The 16539-nt window shown below is 37.6% G+C and carries 16 protein-coding genes; 5 read left to right on the forward strand and 11 right to left on the reverse strand.

The window, feature by feature from the left end:
• Positions 1 to 31 precede the first annotated feature (31 nt).
• The 6 genes from MKY29_RS11665 to MKY29_RS11690 all read right to left on the reverse strand — a co-directional run bounded on the left by MKY29_RS11665 (position 32) and on the right by MKY29_RS11690 (position 5372).
• Positions 32 to 388 (reverse strand): cupin domain-containing protein, encoded by a 357-nt coding sequence (locus MKY29_RS11665; RefSeq protein WP_340879857.1) that lies wholly within the window; start codon positions 386 to 388, stop codon positions 32 to 34.
• A 190-nt stretch (positions 389 to 578) separates the two neighbouring features.
• The gene (locus MKY29_RS11670; protein ID WP_340879858.1) at positions 579 to 1043 is read right to left on the reverse strand and encodes a tetratricopeptide repeat protein; all 465 of its coding nucleotides are present in this window, start codon (positions 1041 to 1043) and stop codon (positions 579 to 581) included.
• A 904-nt stretch (positions 1044 to 1947) separates the two neighbouring features.
• Positions 1948 to 2175, reverse strand: a complete 228-nt coding sequence (locus MKY29_RS11675; protein ID WP_340879859.1) for a hypothetical protein — start codon at positions 2173 to 2175, stop codon at positions 1948 to 1950.
• 140 nt (positions 2176 to 2315) lie between these two features.
• Positions 2316 to 2906, reverse strand: coding sequence for a hypothetical protein (locus tag MKY29_RS11680; RefSeq protein WP_340879860.1), 591 nt, complete (start codon positions 2904 to 2906; stop codon positions 2316 to 2318).
• Positions 2907 to 3115: 209 nt separating this feature from the next.
• Positions 3116 to 3493 carry a hypothetical protein gene (locus tag MKY29_RS11685; protein ID WP_340879861.1) on the reverse strand — a complete coding sequence of 126 codons (378 nt, stop codon included), beginning with the start codon at positions 3491 to 3493 and terminating at the stop codon, positions 3116 to 3118.
• 997 nt (positions 3494 to 4490) lie between these two features.
• A complete protein-coding gene (locus tag MKY29_RS11690) occupies positions 4491 to 5372 on the reverse strand; it encodes an AraC family transcriptional regulator (protein WP_340879862.1) in 882 nt (293 codons plus the stop codon).
• Positions 5373 to 5624: 252 nt separating this feature from the next.
• On the opposite strand from MKY29_RS11690, the gene MKY29_RS11695 reads away from it, so the two are divergent.
• Both MKY29_RS11695 and MKY29_RS11700 read left to right on the forward strand, forming a co-directional pair.
• On the forward strand, positions 5625 to 5894 hold the full coding sequence (locus tag MKY29_RS11695) for an Atu4866 domain-containing protein (protein WP_340879863.1): 270 nt from the start codon (positions 5625 to 5627) through the stop codon (positions 5892 to 5894).
• On the forward strand, positions 5894 to 6625 hold the full coding sequence (locus MKY29_RS11700) for an SDR family oxidoreductase (RefSeq protein WP_241600671.1): 732 nt from the start codon (positions 5894 to 5896) through the stop codon (positions 6623 to 6625). Before MKY29_RS11695 ends, MKY29_RS11700 begins: the two co-directional genes overlap by 1 nt.
• Before the next feature lie 1187 nt (positions 6626 to 7812).
• Here the strand turns inward: MKY29_RS11700 and MKY29_RS11705 are convergent.
• Complete coding sequence (locus tag MKY29_RS11705; protein WP_241600709.1) at positions 7813 to 8331, reverse strand: hypothetical protein; 519 nt, start codon at positions 8329 to 8331, stop codon at positions 7813 to 7815.
• Complete coding sequence (locus tag MKY29_RS11710; protein WP_241600708.1) at positions 8328 to 8594, reverse strand: hypothetical protein; 267 nt, start codon at positions 8592 to 8594, stop codon at positions 8328 to 8330. Before MKY29_RS11710 ends, MKY29_RS11705 begins: the two co-directional genes overlap by 4 nt.
• A 430-nt stretch (positions 8595 to 9024) precedes the next feature.
• On the opposite strand from MKY29_RS11710, the gene MKY29_RS11715 reads away from it, so the two are divergent.
• Positions 9025 to 10248, forward strand: a complete 1224-nt coding sequence (locus MKY29_RS11715; protein ID WP_340879725.1) for an IS110 family transposase — start codon at positions 9025 to 9027, stop codon at positions 10246 to 10248.
• A gap of 186 nt (positions 10249 to 10434) precedes the next feature.
• Here MKY29_RS11715 and MKY29_RS11720 read toward each other — a convergent pair whose 3' ends face one another.
• Positions 10435 to 11208 (reverse strand): MerR family transcriptional regulator, encoded by a 774-nt coding sequence (locus MKY29_RS11720; protein WP_340879864.1) that lies wholly within the window; start codon positions 11206 to 11208, stop codon positions 10435 to 10437.
• Between the two features lie 153 nt (positions 11209 to 11361).
• Here MKY29_RS11720 and MKY29_RS11725 point away from each other — a divergent pair, with 153 nt between their 5' ends.
• Together MKY29_RS11725 and MKY29_RS11730 are read left to right on the forward strand one after the other, a co-directional pair.
• On the forward strand, positions 11362 to 12732 hold the full coding sequence (locus tag MKY29_RS11725; protein WP_340879865.1) for an MFS transporter: 1371 nt from the start codon (positions 11362 to 11364) through the stop codon (positions 12730 to 12732).
• Between the two features lie 30 nt (positions 12733 to 12762).
• A complete protein-coding gene (locus tag MKY29_RS11730) occupies positions 12763 to 13326 on the forward strand; it encodes a GNAT family N-acetyltransferase (protein WP_340879866.1) in 564 nt (187 codons plus the stop codon).
• A 286-nt stretch (positions 13327 to 13612) separates the two neighbouring features.
• On the opposite strand, the gene MKY29_RS11735 is transcribed toward MKY29_RS11730, so the two are convergent.
• Both MKY29_RS11735 and MKY29_RS11740 read right to left on the reverse strand, forming a co-directional pair.
• Positions 13613 to 14815, reverse strand: a complete 1203-nt coding sequence (locus MKY29_RS11735; protein WP_340879856.1) for an IS110 family transposase — start codon at positions 14813 to 14815, stop codon at positions 13613 to 13615.
• A gap of 258 nt (positions 14816 to 15073) precedes the next feature.
• A protein-coding gene (locus MKY29_RS11740; RefSeq protein ID WP_340878887.1) for an IS3 family transposase occupies positions 15074 to 16407 on the reverse strand; the annotation gives its coding sequence in 2 pieces (ribosomal slippage) (positions 15074 to 16020 and positions 16020 to 16407; 1335 coding nt in all).
• Positions 16408 to 16539: the final 132 nt, after the last annotated feature.

Raw genomic sequence — 16539 nt, forward strand, 5'->3', positions numbered from 1 at the left:
AATACGAAAGCACCCGTTAGTAGAATAATATCTATTTCTTTAATGGCATAAATAAGGAAGGATTTAACTCAGCACTTTCAATTACAATAGCAGTTAATCCATTATCTGATTTCGTTTCATGCCATTCATCTTTTTCCCAAAATACAGCATCTCCAGACTGAACTCTAAAATATTCTTCTCTATCATTGCGAACATACCCTTCTCCTGTTATTACTACCAAAAGTTGAGGCACTACCGCTTGATGGTACCCTACAATGCCATTTTCGTCTAAGTGCATACATCCTATATTAGTTACGTTATCTGTTTGAATAACACGAGACATAATAAAATTTGAATCAAACCCTGAAACTTTCTTACCACTATCTTTACTAAAATTATAAAACTCCATTATGTACCCCCAAAGAATTAGTATACATAATACTTATTCAACCACGTTGAACGATAATCCTTTAATTCTTCTACAACTAAACTGCCGCTTTAGTTCAATAAGAAAAAAGGCTTTACTCGTTCTTGAAGTAAAGCACTCGTTAGTTGAATAAGAAAGAATCACGTTCCGAATTTACAACAGGATTATTATATTATATCTCCTTTGATGATTCGGATTTCTCCAGCCAATAATTAGCTTTCGAAGTATCTTTAGCTATCCCAATACCCATTTCATATTTCTTGCCAACGTTAAACATCGCACTTGAATCTCCACTATTAGCAGCCTTTAAATTTAATTCAAAGGCTTTTGTTAAATCTTGTTCTACCCCTATTCCATTACCATAAAGATAACCTAAGTTGACCATAGCTGTTGTATTTCCATTTTTAACACTTTCTAAATACCAATTTAAACTTTCATCATAGTTAATATTTACATTTATTCCTTCTTGATAATAGTAGGCTAATATTCCTTGTGCTTCTGCGTCTTCTTTTTGTGCCAAATCGTGTAACTCTTCAAATGAAAGCTGGCTATAATCCTTTTCCAAATCTAATAGAAGATACAAACCAACAACAGAAATTAAAGTTACAAAAATAAAGATGAAATTTCTCTTTTTCATAATATTCTCCTCTATTCTATCTTTTTCACTCCAGGCAACCTTATTGTACCTAATAATTAGAATGTTCACAATTGTAATTATAATGTTTCTATCAAAGTAATCTTCCATCTAGTTTATGAAGAGAGAAGAACAGTATTTTCCCGATGTTCTATAAAAAATCCTTATTCAACTAAACTGCTGCTTTAGTTCAATAAGAAAAAAGGCTTTACTCCTTCTTGAAGTAGTCGAGTAGAAGGGAACCTCTCTACCTTACGGTAGATTGTGTTCCACCCCCCTCACAGAACCGTGCTTGCGCTATTTACGCACACGGCTCCTCCAAATCATCCTTCACAAAATGGTGATTCTGCTATCCTCAATAGTTTAGTTTACATTTATTATTTCTACCGCTGTGTGTAGTAAATGTGTCCCTAGTGAGAGTGATCATTTGGTAGCAGCCTTTCCTCCATCGGCATTACCCAACTTCATTGGTACTACGCTGCTATCCGACTCCCTACAACGGCATTTGGTTTCCTCGCTTATTATCGCTTGTACACCATACTCTTCTATAAGAAGAAAAGACCGGTAGGGCCTCCCGAGTTGCCGTATCATATCGATGTGTGACGTGCCAAGGTCTCTGACTCCAGAGAGGTTTTATCCTTCTTGCCTTTAACGATGGATAAAATATAGCTTTCTGCCGTGCTTAAAACATCAGCCCTCTCGATTTACTAACATTATGGAGCTCAATCCCTTCAACCAGTTGGCTTTCGGCCCGCCACCTAACTGTCTACGCTTAAAGGCTAATGTTACCATTAGCCCTCCAAGACTCGCTACGAGTGAATGGCTAGTTCTTTCTCGACGGGAATCCCACCCGCTATATGATACGACCTAGGCTCGGCCGCACAAGCACCTTGTTAGTTGAATAACACTACTTGTGAGATAAAGGTTTTTCTGGTCTATTAGGACAATATTTGCAATTAGGGTCAATACATTTAGTTTCAATCCAACTATTACATTTAGGACAAAAATACGTATCAAAATCATCATAATAAACTATATTAAACTTGCATTTAGAACAATTTTTGTCTTGTTCAATTTGACCATAAAATTCAAAGCCATCTATTATCACTTTGCTATCTACTTCTTTTATTATCATATAAACCTCCATAAAATTAATGAATCTGTTGCATTAGTTCAATAGAAATAGACTATACTCCTTCTTGAAGTAAAGCACACCGTTAGTTGAATTAGAACAGGAACGCTTATTAAACAATCGCGCCCGATTGCTTCAAACTTTTATTTATGAGATACATCATAAAAAACGGTGGTATAGTAATCAAAACCTGCCCAGAAATCTCCTTGTAAATTACCTAACATCCTTTGCAAATCACTTCTCGAAAAATTTTTTCCGTTTCTTATAAATCTAATACTTTCTTCTAAGTTAAGGAAATTGTTTATGCTGTCAACCAGGTATACTCTTTCTTCTCTGGAATAATCTCCTTCAGAAACAAGATCTAACAGGGTATTTCTTGCCTGTTGTACATCGAAAAGCATTCTATCCAGTTTATCTTTATCAATTGTTTTGGAGTCCGTGCCGATCAGCCAGTCTTGTTCAAAAATGGGAAGAATAAATTGAGTCCGATTTACCGTAGGATTGTAATTATCACTTTCTAAAACCTTTTTTAGATCCTTCTCATAGGCAACTTTAAACTCGCCAATCTCTTCTTCGTAGGTTTTGCCATTATGGGTTTCCGAACCAGGATGATATGTAAAGCTTTGATGGATGCTAAAAGGCGATAATGGATAATACCAAGATATGAAAGCTATAACAAGTACAATAACTCCTGAACCTATCCCCCAGACCTTCCTTTTACGTTTTGTATTCATATAAATCCCCTTTACCTTCAGACTAATCCGCTTGTTTATTCAGATGGTTATATAACAATCTGGCCCGATTGTTGAACTCAAGTTAAACAATACTCTTCAACTAACCTGCAGTGTTAGTTCAATAAGAAAAGTGAGCTGTATTATCGGCCATACATTTTACTAAAGCACGACGTTAGTTCAATAACTAAGAAAGTCATCCTCAGCTCTACCTATTCCTTTAGCGGTAATACGGGTTCATTCTCACTGTATCTTGAGTATGTCGAACCCCCAATTCCCATCTCCGAACATGTTTTATCCTGACAACTAAAGAGATAAGTCCGCTTATCTGTTCGTACTGACACCCCATAATGAAACGGATAAACCCCACCCTTATTGCGGTCCACACCCACTTCAATGGCACGAATCTTCTCCGTATCTGCTAGCTTTTGATACTCTTCACTTTCCACAACGAGCTGCACCATCTCGCTCAAAATAACCTGATCTTTTTCATTCGGTGTGTACATTCCTACCCAAAAATCTTTTCCGAAATGGTACACGTTTAAGAGAACACTCACTACCAATAGAAACAATAGTAGCCCCTTTTTCATCGCTATTATCCGCCCTTCCTCTTTACCTAATGCCCAATACTAGTACGATAATAAAAAGTGATAAGTTTCAATAATCAATTTCAACAGAGTTAACATTTCCATCTTAATAAATCTCTTTTTGTAAATAATCCTTGTTCAACTAATCTGCTTCGTTAGTTCAATAAGAAAAATGCTTTACTCCTTCTTGAAGTAAAGCACCCGTTAGCCATCCATGTAGCGCAAAATCAGCGCTACACCACAGAGAATGAAAATGTGAAAAACGGGTATAGGATACTACGGCTCGCGAAGAAGGTCCATCAACTATGGTGCCATTGAGCCCATCCGTTAGTCTGACTCCGACGACCACGGTGCATCACAGACTGTCGCACTCTATACGAGTAGCACTCATGGGAGATTAATCCTACTCTGGTTATTGCACCAGCCTGCCTTTATTCTTACAAGAATGGAGTTGATTCTTGATTTACCTTGCAACTCAATATAACCACTCTAAAGGCTCAGCCTTTTTTTAAAAAAGCTATTTCTGAGTCTCTTTTGTTATGTATTTTTATTGATTTTGAGCATTTTTTAATTTTCGTGGGAGTTGAAGAAGAAAAATAGGCGCTTATTCCACAATCGCGCCCGATTGTCATAAAATAATGGATGCACTTCATTAAATTCACATGGAGTTACATCTAGAATGACACTTCCATCCTCCTTGCAAGCTCAGGCTAGTAGTTTTAAATGGCGATTACTCATTTTTGTTCTATGTATGTCCTCTCTAGTTAAGTGCTCAATTCAACTTATTTTTATATCTTTTATTTAATTATGTGTTTGTTTCTAAAAACACTATTTGCCAGCAGTAATATTTTACAAGCACTGTCAAATCCTTAATAAGGTATCCAAGCATTTTTTCTTTTTATATTTAAAATAATTCCCTATTTACCTCATTGGATTCACTTTTCCTATGCCCTTCCACTTACATAGAATATTTAGTCTCGATAAACGTGCACTTCTTTTATTACAGCATTTTCCGCAGACGTCGTATATCTTTCATTGGGGACAGGCCAAATTTACGGCTGTATTCCCGGCTGAAATGAGATGGACTTTCATAACCTACCTGAAACGCTGCCTCAGCCGCTTCCAGGTTTTCCGTTAAAAGCAATCGGCGTGCTTCCTGCAACCGAAGCTGTTTCTGAAACTGGATTGGGCTCATACCCGTGACTTCCTTGAAATGGCTGTAGAAGGATGAAAGGCTCATTCTGGCTTCTTTAGCCAATCTGTTTACCATTAAGGGCTGTGCAAATTCACGGTTTAACACCCCGATTACCTTTGCAATACGTTGGGCCTGACTCCCTACAAGTGCAGAATGCTTCAAGGAATCATTCTGGTCATTCTGTAGAATCCTGTAGATGATTTCACGTTTTATACCATCGGCAAGGATTGGTATATCCTGTGGAGTCTCCAGTAACCTAGTAAGCCGTAATACCGCTTCAAGAAGCGAATCATTTATTAGGCTGATTACCAGACCTCGTCCCGGAGAGTCATTAGAAATTACTTGTTTCGATGACTGAACGACTTCGAAAATCTGATTCATATCAAGCTGTATATTAACGCATAAATAAGGGTTTTTAGGCGAGGCCTTTATGATCTGTCCCGTAATCGGCAAATGAACGGAAGCTGTCAGATAACTTGCAGAATCGTACTGATAGCTTTCTTCCCCAAGCATGACTAATTTTGATCCCTGGGCCACAACACATAGGGAAGGTTCATAAACAGAGGAAACGGGTTCAGAAATCTGTGTGGTACGAACAAATCTCAATCCTGATATAGATGTGTCATGCGTCCCATCCACCGCTACATTTCTCTCGATCAACTCCACTAATTCCTTAATTCGATCCATGAACCATTCCTCTCCTTTCCAGTTACATATATGGTTCTCTTGCTCATTATACTATAATTTATTGGAGTATTAGGCAACAATTGTATATTTTCCGACTACCCCCTCTTTGGTTCAAAAGTTCATAATTAGTTTATGGTTAGACACTTCAATTAGATTGTATGGATTTGATCAAGTTTCTGTTACGTTCTTTGGATCACTTTCTGCCAAGATTTGAGTGCCCCTCCATCTTTTAAATATGAGAGGAGAATATAAATGAAAAAAGAACTTATAAAAAATTCTCATCCCTATGTGGGGATGTGGGTGACCGCGGACGGCTATATTCGGCACGAGCTGCTTCCAAACGACCGTTACGATGAAGCCCGCGGCAACCGCGAAAGCGCATATCAAGGCAGCTATATCATCAAAGACAATCATATCGAATATGTCGATGATACAGGCTTTACTGCCAATGGTGATTTTATCAATGGGGTTCTTTACCATGCAGGTATGGTGCTATATCTGGAAGAAGGGAGCAAGGAATAATGTCCGAACTTAATGGAAAAGTTGTTGTGATTACAGGGGCAAGCAGCGGAATTGGTGAAACAACAGCCCGACTGCTCGCAAGCCTTGGAGCTCATGTTGTGATCGGGGCAAGACGTGTGGAGAGACTAGAGTCATTGGCATCTGACATTCAAGGGGATGGCGGTTCTGTACTCATTCAACAGCTCGACGTGACAGAACTAGAACAGATGCAGGCAATTATAGGTGCAGCCCAAAGTAGTTTTGGAAGAGTTGACGCTATTATTAACAATGCAGGGGTGATGCCCCTCTCTTCGCTGGACGCACTAAAAATTGAGGAATGGAACCGGATGATTGATGTCAACATACGCGGTGTCCTCCATGGCATTGCCACAGGTCTTCCGGTCATGAAGAAACAAGGTTTTGGACATTTCATCAACATCGCATCCACCGGTGCCTACGAAGTGACCCCGACAGCAGCTGTCTACTGTGCGACCAAATATGCCGTACGTGCAATAACAGATGGATTGCGGCAAGAGACTGTAGGTCTAGGGATACGTGTGACCCTTGTATCGCCAGGAGTAACGGAATCAGAACTAGCTGAGAGCATTACTGACAACCAGGCTAGAGAATTCATGAAGGAATACCGACGGAACGCTCTGCCAACTAAGGCTATTGCCCGTGCGATCGTCTATGCACTTGAACAGCCTGTTCATGTGGATGTAAGTGAACTGGTCATTAAACCTTCAATGTAAATGAAACAAAGAGATATTAGGAATGCAAATAGAAAATTTAGCTTTCTGAGGATTCATCGTTTTTCTGACTCCATTTCATCACAGAGAATAATTGTATGTAGTAAAATACCCTCAAATCCTTACATTACATGGACTTGAGGGTATTCCTTTTCCTAATTATACTTCTTTTAAAGTACATTCATTCATCACTTTAGGTTAGTTACTCCAAAATATGATCCGATTGTTGAACACAAGTTCATTTTATAGGAAAACGTTTAAAGTTTAAATAAACTAACTCCAACCAAGCAATCGCTTCACAAGGTTTGAAAGTGTATGAACACATTTGGTTAATTATACACATCTAGAACCAGTAAGCTTGGTTTTGGGAGTTTTTCGAAAAGTATGTTATTCAACTAAACTGCAGCATTAGTTCAATCAGAAAAGTGAACTGTATTATCAGCCCTACATTTTACTAAAGCACCCGTTAGCCATCCATGAAGCGCAAAATCAGCGCTTCACCACAGAGAATGAAAATGTGAAAATCGGGTATAGGATACTACGGCTGGCGAAGAAGGTCGATCAACTATGGTGCCATTGAGCCCATCCGTTAGTCTGACTCCGACGACCACGGTGCATCACAGACTGTCGCACTCTATACGAGTAGCACTCATGGGAGATTAATCCTACTCTGGTTATTGCACCAGCCACCCTTTATTCTTACAAGAATGGAGTTGATTCTTGATTTACCTTGCAACTTAATATAACCACTCTAAAGGCTCAGCCTTTTTTTAAAAAAGCTATTTCTGAGTCTCTTTTGTTATGCATTTTTGTTGATTTTGAGCATTTTTTAATTTTCATGGGAGTTGAACAAGAATAATTACTATTCTCCGTATTTCCCATTCCTAATAGCTTTTCTATATTTATCATCGTCTTCTTCAATAGCTATTGCATCATCCGTACTAATTCCTTCTATTGAGTAATATTTAGTCCCTTTTTTGTATTCATTCGAAAAGTTTCCAGAGTGCGTTCCTTCCCTATCCGAATACTTTGTTACTTCACCAATCTCTTCATTTATTTCATCTACATACTCATCGCTTATTTGATAAATATAGCCATCCCAAACGAAAATTGAGGGTTTTGTTTGAAGAAAAACACTGCTAATTGTACCTATAATAATGTCTTACAAATAATTACATTACATAGATAATTTATTTAATGGTTAAATCCTTAATCGTTATATAAAGTCGTCTCGCGGAATTCATTATATCAGCTCTGATATTTTCAATTTCATTTAAATTAGAAATCTTTATTTGAAGTTCTGCTAATCCTTTTAAATTACTGATATTTATATTCTCTTTTTCTATACCAAAATCTTGAATAAGCTTATTTGTAAAATTTTTTATTTTGCCGTTACCTTTCTTTCCAACATAAAATATAATCTTAATCTTATAACTTCTAATGGAAATTAAATACTGATTCAAGGCCCAAATATAATCATCTTTTTCGTTATCATAATGGCTTGGATCTAAAAAATGTTTGGCTTGACCACAATATTGACAAATAGCTATATACCTAACATACATCCTATTTACACCCGGTTGTTCAACATTCACAAAAACTTCATAGGGAATAAACACATCACGTGAACAAAAACTACAAATAACAGGCTCATCAAAAATCGTGATACGACTTTTTTGGGGGCGTAGGGGTTCATCCATCCCGCTCATTCTTTTGTCACTTCCGTGTATTCAATAATAGATACATGTTTTTGTAACATATGATCAAATCGGTTTTTTTCTTGAAACATTCGGATTTCACCACATGACTTGCAACAAAATGATTGCAATGTGAGCTGGTCTGTTACCGTTTCACCTAAAGAATATAAATCCGTATAAACTTCACGATGCAAAAATTCATCTTGCTGACAAAAAAAACAAACGAGCTGCTTGTCACGAATTTTTATTTGATATGTCCCTCTTCTTCTAACCATTCCATCACTCCTTATCATTAACACTGCCTAATTTTACGTTTGAAATAGATAGAGGTTCCAAATATAAATAATTTACCCATTTAAAAAGACTCCATCTTAGCTTCTTCAACTAAACTGCCCCTTTAGTTCAATAAGAAAAAAGTGCTTTACTCCTTCTTGAAGTAAAGCACCCGTTAGCCATCCATGTAGCGCAAAATCAGCGCTACACCACAGAGAATGAAAATGTGAAAACCTGGGTATAGGATACTACGGCTGGGAGAGGAAGGTCGATGAACTATGGTGCCATAGAGCCCATCCGTTAGTCTGACTCCAACGACCACGGTGCATCACAGACTGTCGCTCCCTTACGGGAAGCACTCATGGGAGATTAATCCTACTCTGGTTATTGCACCAGCCTCCAATACTATTTGCCGTAGAAAGGATGATTACAATGGAAGTAATCATTGAACGTGCTTGTGGAATGGATGTCCATAAGGATTCCATTACTGCTTGTATTATTACCCCAAAAGGAAAGGAGATTCAAACGTTTTCCACTAAAACTGTATTTCTATTACAGTTAATTGACTGGATTAAGGAGCATGATTGTACTCACGTAGCAATGGAAAGTACAGGTGTATTTTGGAAGCCTATTGTTAACTTGCTAGAAGCCGAGAGCATTGAGTTTTTAGTAGTGAACGCTCAACATATGAAAGCAGTACCAGGTCGTAAGACCGATGTAAAAGATGCAGAATGGATTGCCAAACTTCTTCGTCACGGTCTACTTAAAGCAAGTTTTATTCCAGACCGAAATCAGCGGGAATTAAGAGAGTTAGTTCGATACCGTCGAAGTATTATTGAAGAGCGTGCGAGACAACATAATCGGATTCAAAAGGTTTTAGAAGGAGCGAATATCAAACTCGGTTCCGTTGTCTCCGACATCATGGGTGTTTCGTCGCTTGATATGCTTCGTGCTATCGCCGATGGCGAAAATGATCCTAAGAAATTAGCCAGCTTTGCCCGCCGATCAATGAAGAAGAAAAAGAGTGAACTAGAACTAGCTCTTCGAGGGTATATCAATCCACATCAACGTCTCATGTTGAAAACCATTCTGGTCCATATAGAATTTCTAACTGAGCAGATTGAGCTATTAAACGAAGAGGTGGCTACTAGGTTATCATCCCATCAAGAAGATATAGAACGATTGGATTCCATTCCTGGCATCGCCACTCGAATGGCTGAACAAATCTTAGCCGAAGTCGGTACAGATGTGGAGAAGCAATTTCCCAGTTCAGCGCACTTATGTTCCTGGGCAGGAATAGTACCTGGACATAATGAAAGTGCGGGCAAGAGGAAATCAACCAACATGAAAAAAGGAAACAAGTACTTGAAATCGGCATTAATTGAAGCGGCTCATTCTGTTAGAGGATCCAAAACCTACTTGGGAGCCCTGTATAGGCGTACTGCATCAAGAAAGGGTAAAAAGCGTGCAGGGATATCAGTCGCTCATGCCATTTTAAGAATCTGCTATTATCTCCTAACACGCAAAGAAATGTACGTAGACTTAGGGGAAGATTACTTTGACAAACAAAAAGAACAATCGATTGTACGATATTCTGTTCGAAGACTTGAAAACTTAGGTTACAACGTTACAATCACTGAACCAAATGCCTCCTAGTCCAACCCATAATTTAATTCTCATTTAGGCGCTGCACTTTTTAAAAAATTATTGAGCTGCGTCCGATTTCGTATTGCCTTTTTCTATAAATCGAAGATTTTAATTTTCATGGGAGCTTAATAAGAGCAGAGACCTACTTCTTCACCAATCGCGTCCGTTTGAGCAAGTACATCCTATTGTATTGGCTTATTTAACTTTGCAATCAGTCAATTTCAATGTCATTTGAAAGGGAATATTCCCATGTTCAAAATTAACAAAGTCACTTGCTATGTCTTTGACAAAAGCCTGCCCCTCCATAGAATATCCACTTTGCTGTATTCGTGTCATTGCCTTTAGAGCATCAGCAATAATATGATCTTCTCCTGAAATAAAATAAATCCCTACATATCGCCCTTTTTCTTTCTTGAAGTTAGCCTTTTTGGCATTATCCATATGTTTATACTTCGTGATTTCTATTTTCTCATCTGGATAGTCTTTGATACCCAACATAATGCCAAAATGATACCCATCAAATAGATAATTAGATATTATTTCTTCTTGTGGAGAAGGATTGTCGACGTACAGCCATTCTTCATTAAAATCTTTAATATAGACCTGATTGATACCGATTTGATCATAATGTTCTAACTCCAGAATTTTTAGATCCATTGTATTCTTTACTGCTACTAATTCGTTGGCTTTTTCCTCAATTATCTGCTTTTGTCGATTCAGAGTTGCTATGCCTTCCGAAATATCATTCACATACAATTGCTGTTTTATTTCTGCTAAAGAGAACCCCACACTCTGTAAAGCTTTGATTTTACTTAATTGATCGATTTGGTCAAGCGTATAGTAACGATAGCCGTTAGCCTCGACGATTGCAGGTTTCAGTAAATTTATTTGATCATAGTAAAATAACGTTTTTTTGTTAAGGTTACATATTCGTGCGATTTCGCCTGAAGATAATTTTTGTTTTTTCATATTTCTCCTTGAGTATCCCGTAGGTGGATACTTTACTTTTATACTATCAGTAAAAGGAGGAGGAAAACAAGATGGGGATATAAGGATAAATACAATTTTCTTGTTCTGTTGCTGTACCAACACTTTCCTAAGTAAAACAAAAGGAGACTTTTAATGAAATTCCCAAAAAACACTTTACTCGCTTCCACTCCTCAGTCCAAGAAAATAATAGTCTTAACTTGTACCATCCTCGCTTTTGCAGTGATGAATGGTACCATGTTCAATGTCGCAATACCAGATATATCAGACTCATTCAATTTAACTCCGTCACAAGTCAGCTGGGTCATTACTAGTTTCACCACAATTTTTGCTATAGGAACACTGATTTATGGTAAACTGTCTGATTTCTTTCCAATTCGAAGTCTCTATACGATTGGATTAAGCTTGTTTTCATTAGGATCTTTAGTTGGCTTTTTATCTCCAAATTACGAAACGCTCATTGTCGGACGAGTTCTTCAAGCAATGGGAGCCGCCTCGGTGCCCCCCCTCTCTTTTCTCGTCCCGATTCGATTTTTTCAAAATGAAAAAGGAAAAATGTTTGGATACCTGGCCTCGACGATTGCTTTTTCTTCGGGAATTGGTCCTATTGTCGGCGGTACTATCGGTAGTATACTGGATTGGCGCTATATTTTCCTCATTTCCGTAGCCAGTGCCTTCTCCATTCCCTTCTTTAGGAAATGGTTTCCTCATGAAGCCAAGCAGAATGGAAAAATTGATTTTATCGGGGCTACACTATTGGGGGTATTGGTTACCAGCCTATTATTCATGATCACGAACGTCAGTTGGTTAGCCTTCCTATTTTTCACCCTCTTTTTTATACTTTTAATTTGGCGGATAAACTCCATTTCATATCCCTTTATTGATCCAGGTATACTGAAGATGAGAAAGTACACGGTTACGATGGTGACAAGTTTTCTAGGTAACTTAATAGTGTTTGGATTGATTTTCTTGCTGCCTATTATGTTAAGGGAACTTTATGGGTTGACCATGCTGGAAATTGGATTCATTCTTTTCCCTGGCGCAATAGCCTCTGGGCTTATTGGACAAAGGATTGGAAGAATAATCTCCACTCGGGGAGGACAGTCCATCATTAGATACGGACTGTTGTTCATTTCCTGTGGCGCTCTATTTATCTCGACATTTGCCGGCTCAAACACGGCACTGATCACACTAGGATTATTGATCGCCTACCTTGGTTTCCCGTTTATTCAGAGCGGCACCGCTGATTTAATTAGCTCGAATTTGTCTGAGAAACAAAATGGAGTAGGCATGGGTCTTTTCAATCTGTTGAATTTTTTTGCAGGAGCTTTAAGTAGTGCCTTGTTTGGGAAGTTACTTGAAAATGAAAACGGCTCATTACGACTTAATCCTTTTTCCCTTATAGGGGAGAATTTAATTTTCAGCAATATATATATGTCATTTACAATAATAGGGGTACTAACTTTGACCTTTTTTTCTTTAAGTTATAAGTCTAAGAAATCTTAATAATCCAATACATACAGAAAGGAAGATTAGATGTCCAAAATATCACATGTATATATACGTCCGCTCACCCTCTCAGATGCTGCCGAATTACTAAATTTAGAAATGAGAAATCGAGCTTTTTTTGAAAAATACTCCATTACTCATCCAGAAAATTACTGGACTTTAGAAACTCAAAAAGAATTAATCAAAAAATGGGAACAAAATACAAAAAAAGATATAGAATATCGATTTGGCATTTTTAAAATAAATGGTGATATTCTTATAGGTACCATCGGCTTATTTCAAGTTTTCCGTGGACCTCGTGAAAGTGCCCTTTTAGGCTATTCCTTAGATCAGGAACATAATGGAAAAGGTTACACTACTGAAGCAGCGAATTTGGTTGTTAATCACGCTTTCGAAATTCTTAACTTACACCGAATTGAAGCTGGAGTGATGCCAGATAATGTTGGTTCCATTCGAGTATTAGAAAAAGTTGGTTTCCATAAAGAAGGAATAGCTAAAAAGAATGTTAAAATTAGTGCCTCATGGGAAGATCATCAGATGTTAGCGATAATAAATCCGAATGACTTACCTTCTATTCATAATAATCATTAGACAATCTTTATATCCACTCATTTCAATTATGAGTGGATTTCTTATTTTTATATGATGTGTTCGGTTCATATGCGAGATAAAAAATCTCCTTCTCTTATTAAACTAAACTGCCCCTTTAGTTCAATAAGAAAAAGTGCTTTACCCTTCTTGAAGTAAACCAGCTAATAGGATGTCAATATCTTTCTTTAAAATTACTATTAATCTTATGTTATACTATTTTGTGCATGACAAATAGCCCTCCAAAAACCTTATGGAAGGTTTTTACTTAATCACTTGTAACCAGTAATTACGCTATATCCTGGAAAGATTCTTTTCTATTTAATAAAGCATAAACCCAATGAAGCAGTTTGTTTATGCAGGCTACTATTGCCACTTTGGAAGGCTTTCCTTCTGATTTCTTCTTGTCATAGAATTCTTTCAGCTTTTTGTTTCTTGAGCTTCTGATACCGCACAATACGGCAAGATACAAAGCATGGCGCAATCTACTCGAACCTCGTTTAGTAATCCGATTGGTTGTGGCGGTGAACTTTCCTGATGAGTGAACACTGGGATCCACTCCCGCAAAGGCAACCAGTTTTTTCGGATGACTAAACCGATCGATTTCACCAACTTCGGAGATAATCGTTGCAGCGATTTTTTCTCCGATCCCTGGAATTGATTGAACAATCTCGTAATCTTCTAATTCATTTGCCAAGGTCACTATACGAATTTCCAACTCGGAAAGATGTTCTTGGTACTGAAAAAGCATTTCAATATACATTTGAAGATTGATCAAATGACTGTGATACACGACTTTTTGAAATGGATTTCGAGATGCGGAATCCATTAATTTTTTGGCCTTATCCAATGCCCATAGACTAGACCGTCTTGGACAAAACTCCATCACACATTCCGCTAACTTACTTTCTCCAGCCGCTAGTATATCTTCTGAAGTAGGATATTTCTTTAACATCATTAAAGAAACCTTCGAATAAAGATCTCCAAAAACCTTGCGGTATTCAGGAAACACTTGATCTAAAATAGTGTGAAACTGCAGTTTCGCTTCTACATACATATTCGTCACAATCTCTTGTTGTCTGGAAAGATTTCTAAGGTTTAATAATTGGATTCCTCTGTTTTTATGAGGTTCAAAATCTTCTTTGTAATAAAGCACACACAACTGATACGCATCAATCGCGTCTGTTTTTACCTTTCTTAAACTAGATCTCTTCGCCTGATAAGAAATGATCGGGTTAAGCAAAATATATAAAACTTCATGGTCCTCCAAGTATTGAATAACAGGAGAATGATAATGACCTGTAGATTCTAAAATGACCATAGGCATTTGCCCAGTCATCCCTTCAATCTCCTTTAAAAAGCCTATAAAACGGTCTAACTCCTCTTTTGTATGCTTCATAGAATAACTCTTTCCAAACGGCTTCGATTTATCTAAAAACGCCTGAACTTGGCTCTCTCCTTTAGCCACATCCAGACCAACTACTGGGTTCATTTAGCTTCCTCCTCTGACTTCTCTCACCAGTACCCCTATTCCTCCATGTAGTATCATAGCTTCGCTTGTTATACGAGATCTATGTCCCAACCAGCCTCAAACATGTTTCTACAAGTAGGGGGTGGACAGTTTAGTTCACGGGATCATTGTCCCACGCACCCGTACGTCCTACCCTGGCTACTGATATATTAAATCCTATAAAAATAAGGTCAACCAGTAAATAAACTGTACCCTTTGTAAAGGACATTTTGAAAAAGGTTAGGCAACTTGTTGAAGCTGCTGTCTGTATTTTGCAGGCGGCAGCTTTTTTAAATTCCATTGGCCTCTATAATAATTGTAATATATCATATAACACTTCACTTCTTGTTTTACTTCTTCTAATGTTTCGCATTCTTTTATATTTGTTTCATCTTTAAAATGCCCAAAGAATGATTCTTGTGGAGCATTGTCCCAACAGTTTCCACGGCGTGACATTGACTGTCCAAGATTCATCTTTTTCACTAATTTTTGATAGGTCGGATTTGTGTAATGAAATCCCTGATCCGAATGAATAAAGGCATCATTTCGAATATGTGAATGACGACGTCTTAATTGGTGAAGTGTATCTAATGCGATGTCTAATGTAATTTTATCTGAGACTTCATACGCTAAAATTTCATTCGTCTCTGCGTCTTTAATCGTGGATAAATAAGCACGCTTTCCGCTTCTGTAGTTTAAATATGTGATATCCGTTAATAACACTTTTCCAGCCAACCCTTGTTTAAAGTTGCGCTGCAATTCGTTCGGGCATGTGCGATGTTCTTTTGTTGCTTTCGCCATGCGGCGATAGGGATTCGCTTTTCGAATTGGACAAACAATCTCAAATTTCTTCATAATGCGGCGAATACGTTTTAAGTTATATGTAATCTGGTACTGGTTTTGGAGTGTCATTTTAATTTGGCGTGCTCCTTTTTTGCGTCCTCGGAAATGATACGCCTTTAAAATGATGTTTTTCACCACCTCGTCCGAACCGCCTCTAATTGCACGTTTTTGAATGGATTTTTCATCAAAGTAATTGTAGAAACCTGATCGAGATACATCCATTACCTCGCAAAGATAACTTACCATACGCTTTAACTCATACTTTTTAATAATCTGGTTAATGAGTTCGAATTTTAATTCTGGCGCAATTTTTATTTCTTCTTCACCATCTGCCTTTCGAGTAAATCGAGCTTTTTTAGGAGTTCGTTCTCTGCCTCAAGTAATCGAGTCTTCGCTTCTAATCGTGCATACTTTTCCTCGAGACTTAGTTCTCGTTCAAGTGGGCGACCAGAACTATATTTCCGAGAATCTTCTAACCCAGTAATTCCTTGGTTTTGGTATGCTGTTTTCCATCGAGCTGCCGCTTTATGAATGCGTGTCATCCCTATCATTTCGATATCAAATCCTGCATCTTCAAAAATTTCACGCGGAAACTTCCCAAATTCATTTTCAGTAATAAATAATCGTTTAAATTCATCTGTGTACGTAATCGCTTTATTGCTTACAGCTTTTACATATGGATTCTTTTTTAGTTCTTTTTGTTGGTTAGGTGTTAAATAATTTTTAGTCATAATTTATCGCTCCGAATACTGTTTTTTTCATTATAAACAAAAAGACCCTATAAGATGACCTTTTTTAAAGTGTCTATCTTATAGGGTACAGTTTAAAAAACTGGTTAACCTTATAATACGAAGCACCCGTTA

The sequence above is a fragment of the Psychrobacillus sp. FSL K6-2365 genome (genome assembly GCF_038003165.1).
Lineage (GTDB): Bacteria > Bacillota > Bacilli > Bacillales_A > Planococcaceae > Psychrobacillus > Psychrobacillus psychrodurans.

What these genes read in the sequence shown, in the direction of transcription:
- MKY29_RS11700 (WP_241600671.1), top strand. Translation starts at nt 5,894, where the DNA reads ATGTCCGAACTTAATGGAAAAGTTGTTGTGATTACAGGGGCAAGCAGC.
- MKY29_RS11705 (WP_241600709.1), bottom strand. Translation starts at nt 8,331, where the DNA reads ATGAGCGGGATGGATGAACCCCTACGCCCCCAAAAAAGTCGTATCACG.
- MKY29_RS11670 (WP_340879858.1), bottom strand. Translation starts at nt 1,043, where the DNA reads ATGAAAAAGAGAAATTTCATCTTTATTTTTGTAACTTTAATTTCTGTT.
- MKY29_RS11690 (WP_340879862.1), bottom strand. Translation starts at nt 5,372, where the DNA reads ATGGATCGAATTAAGGAATTAGTGGAGTTGATCGAGAGAAATGTAGCG.
- MKY29_RS11680 (WP_340879860.1), bottom strand. Translation starts at nt 2,906, where the DNA reads ATGAATACAAAACGTAAAAGGAAGGTCTGGGGGATAGGTTCAGGAGTT.
- MKY29_RS11665 (WP_340879857.1), bottom strand. Translation starts at nt 388, where the DNA reads ATGGAGTTTTATAATTTTAGTAAAGATAGTGGTAAGAAAGTTTCAGGG.
- MKY29_RS11720 (WP_340879864.1), bottom strand. Translation starts at nt 11,208, where the DNA reads ATGAAAAAACAAAAATTATCTTCAGGCGAAATCGCACGAATATGTAAC.
- MKY29_RS11710 (WP_241600708.1), bottom strand. Translation starts at nt 8,594, where the DNA reads ATGGTTAGAAGAAGAGGGACATATCAAATAAAAATTCGTGACAAGCAG.
- MKY29_RS11715 (WP_340879725.1), top strand. Translation starts at nt 9,025, where the DNA reads ATGGAAGTAATCATTGAACGTGCTTGTGGAATGGATGTCCATAAGGAT.
- MKY29_RS11725 (WP_340879865.1), top strand. Translation starts at nt 11,362, where the DNA reads ATGAAATTCCCAAAAAACACTTTACTCGCTTCCACTCCTCAGTCCAAG.
- MKY29_RS11695 (WP_340879863.1), top strand. Translation starts at nt 5,625, where the DNA reads ATGAAAAAAGAACTTATAAAAAATTCTCATCCCTATGTGGGGATGTGG.
- MKY29_RS11730 (WP_340879866.1), top strand. Translation starts at nt 12,763, where the DNA reads ATGTCCAAAATATCACATGTATATATACGTCCGCTCACCCTCTCAGAT.
- MKY29_RS11685 (WP_340879861.1), bottom strand. Translation starts at nt 3,493, where the DNA reads ATGAAAAAGGGGCTACTATTGTTTCTATTGGTAGTGAGTGTTCTCTTA.
- MKY29_RS11675 (WP_340879859.1), bottom strand. Translation starts at nt 2,175, where the DNA reads ATGATAATAAAAGAAGTAGATAGCAAAGTGATAATAGATGGCTTTGAA.
- MKY29_RS11735 (WP_340879856.1), bottom strand. Translation starts at nt 14,815, where the DNA reads ATGAACCCAGTAGTTGGTCTGGATGTGGCTAAAGGAGAGAGCCAAGTT.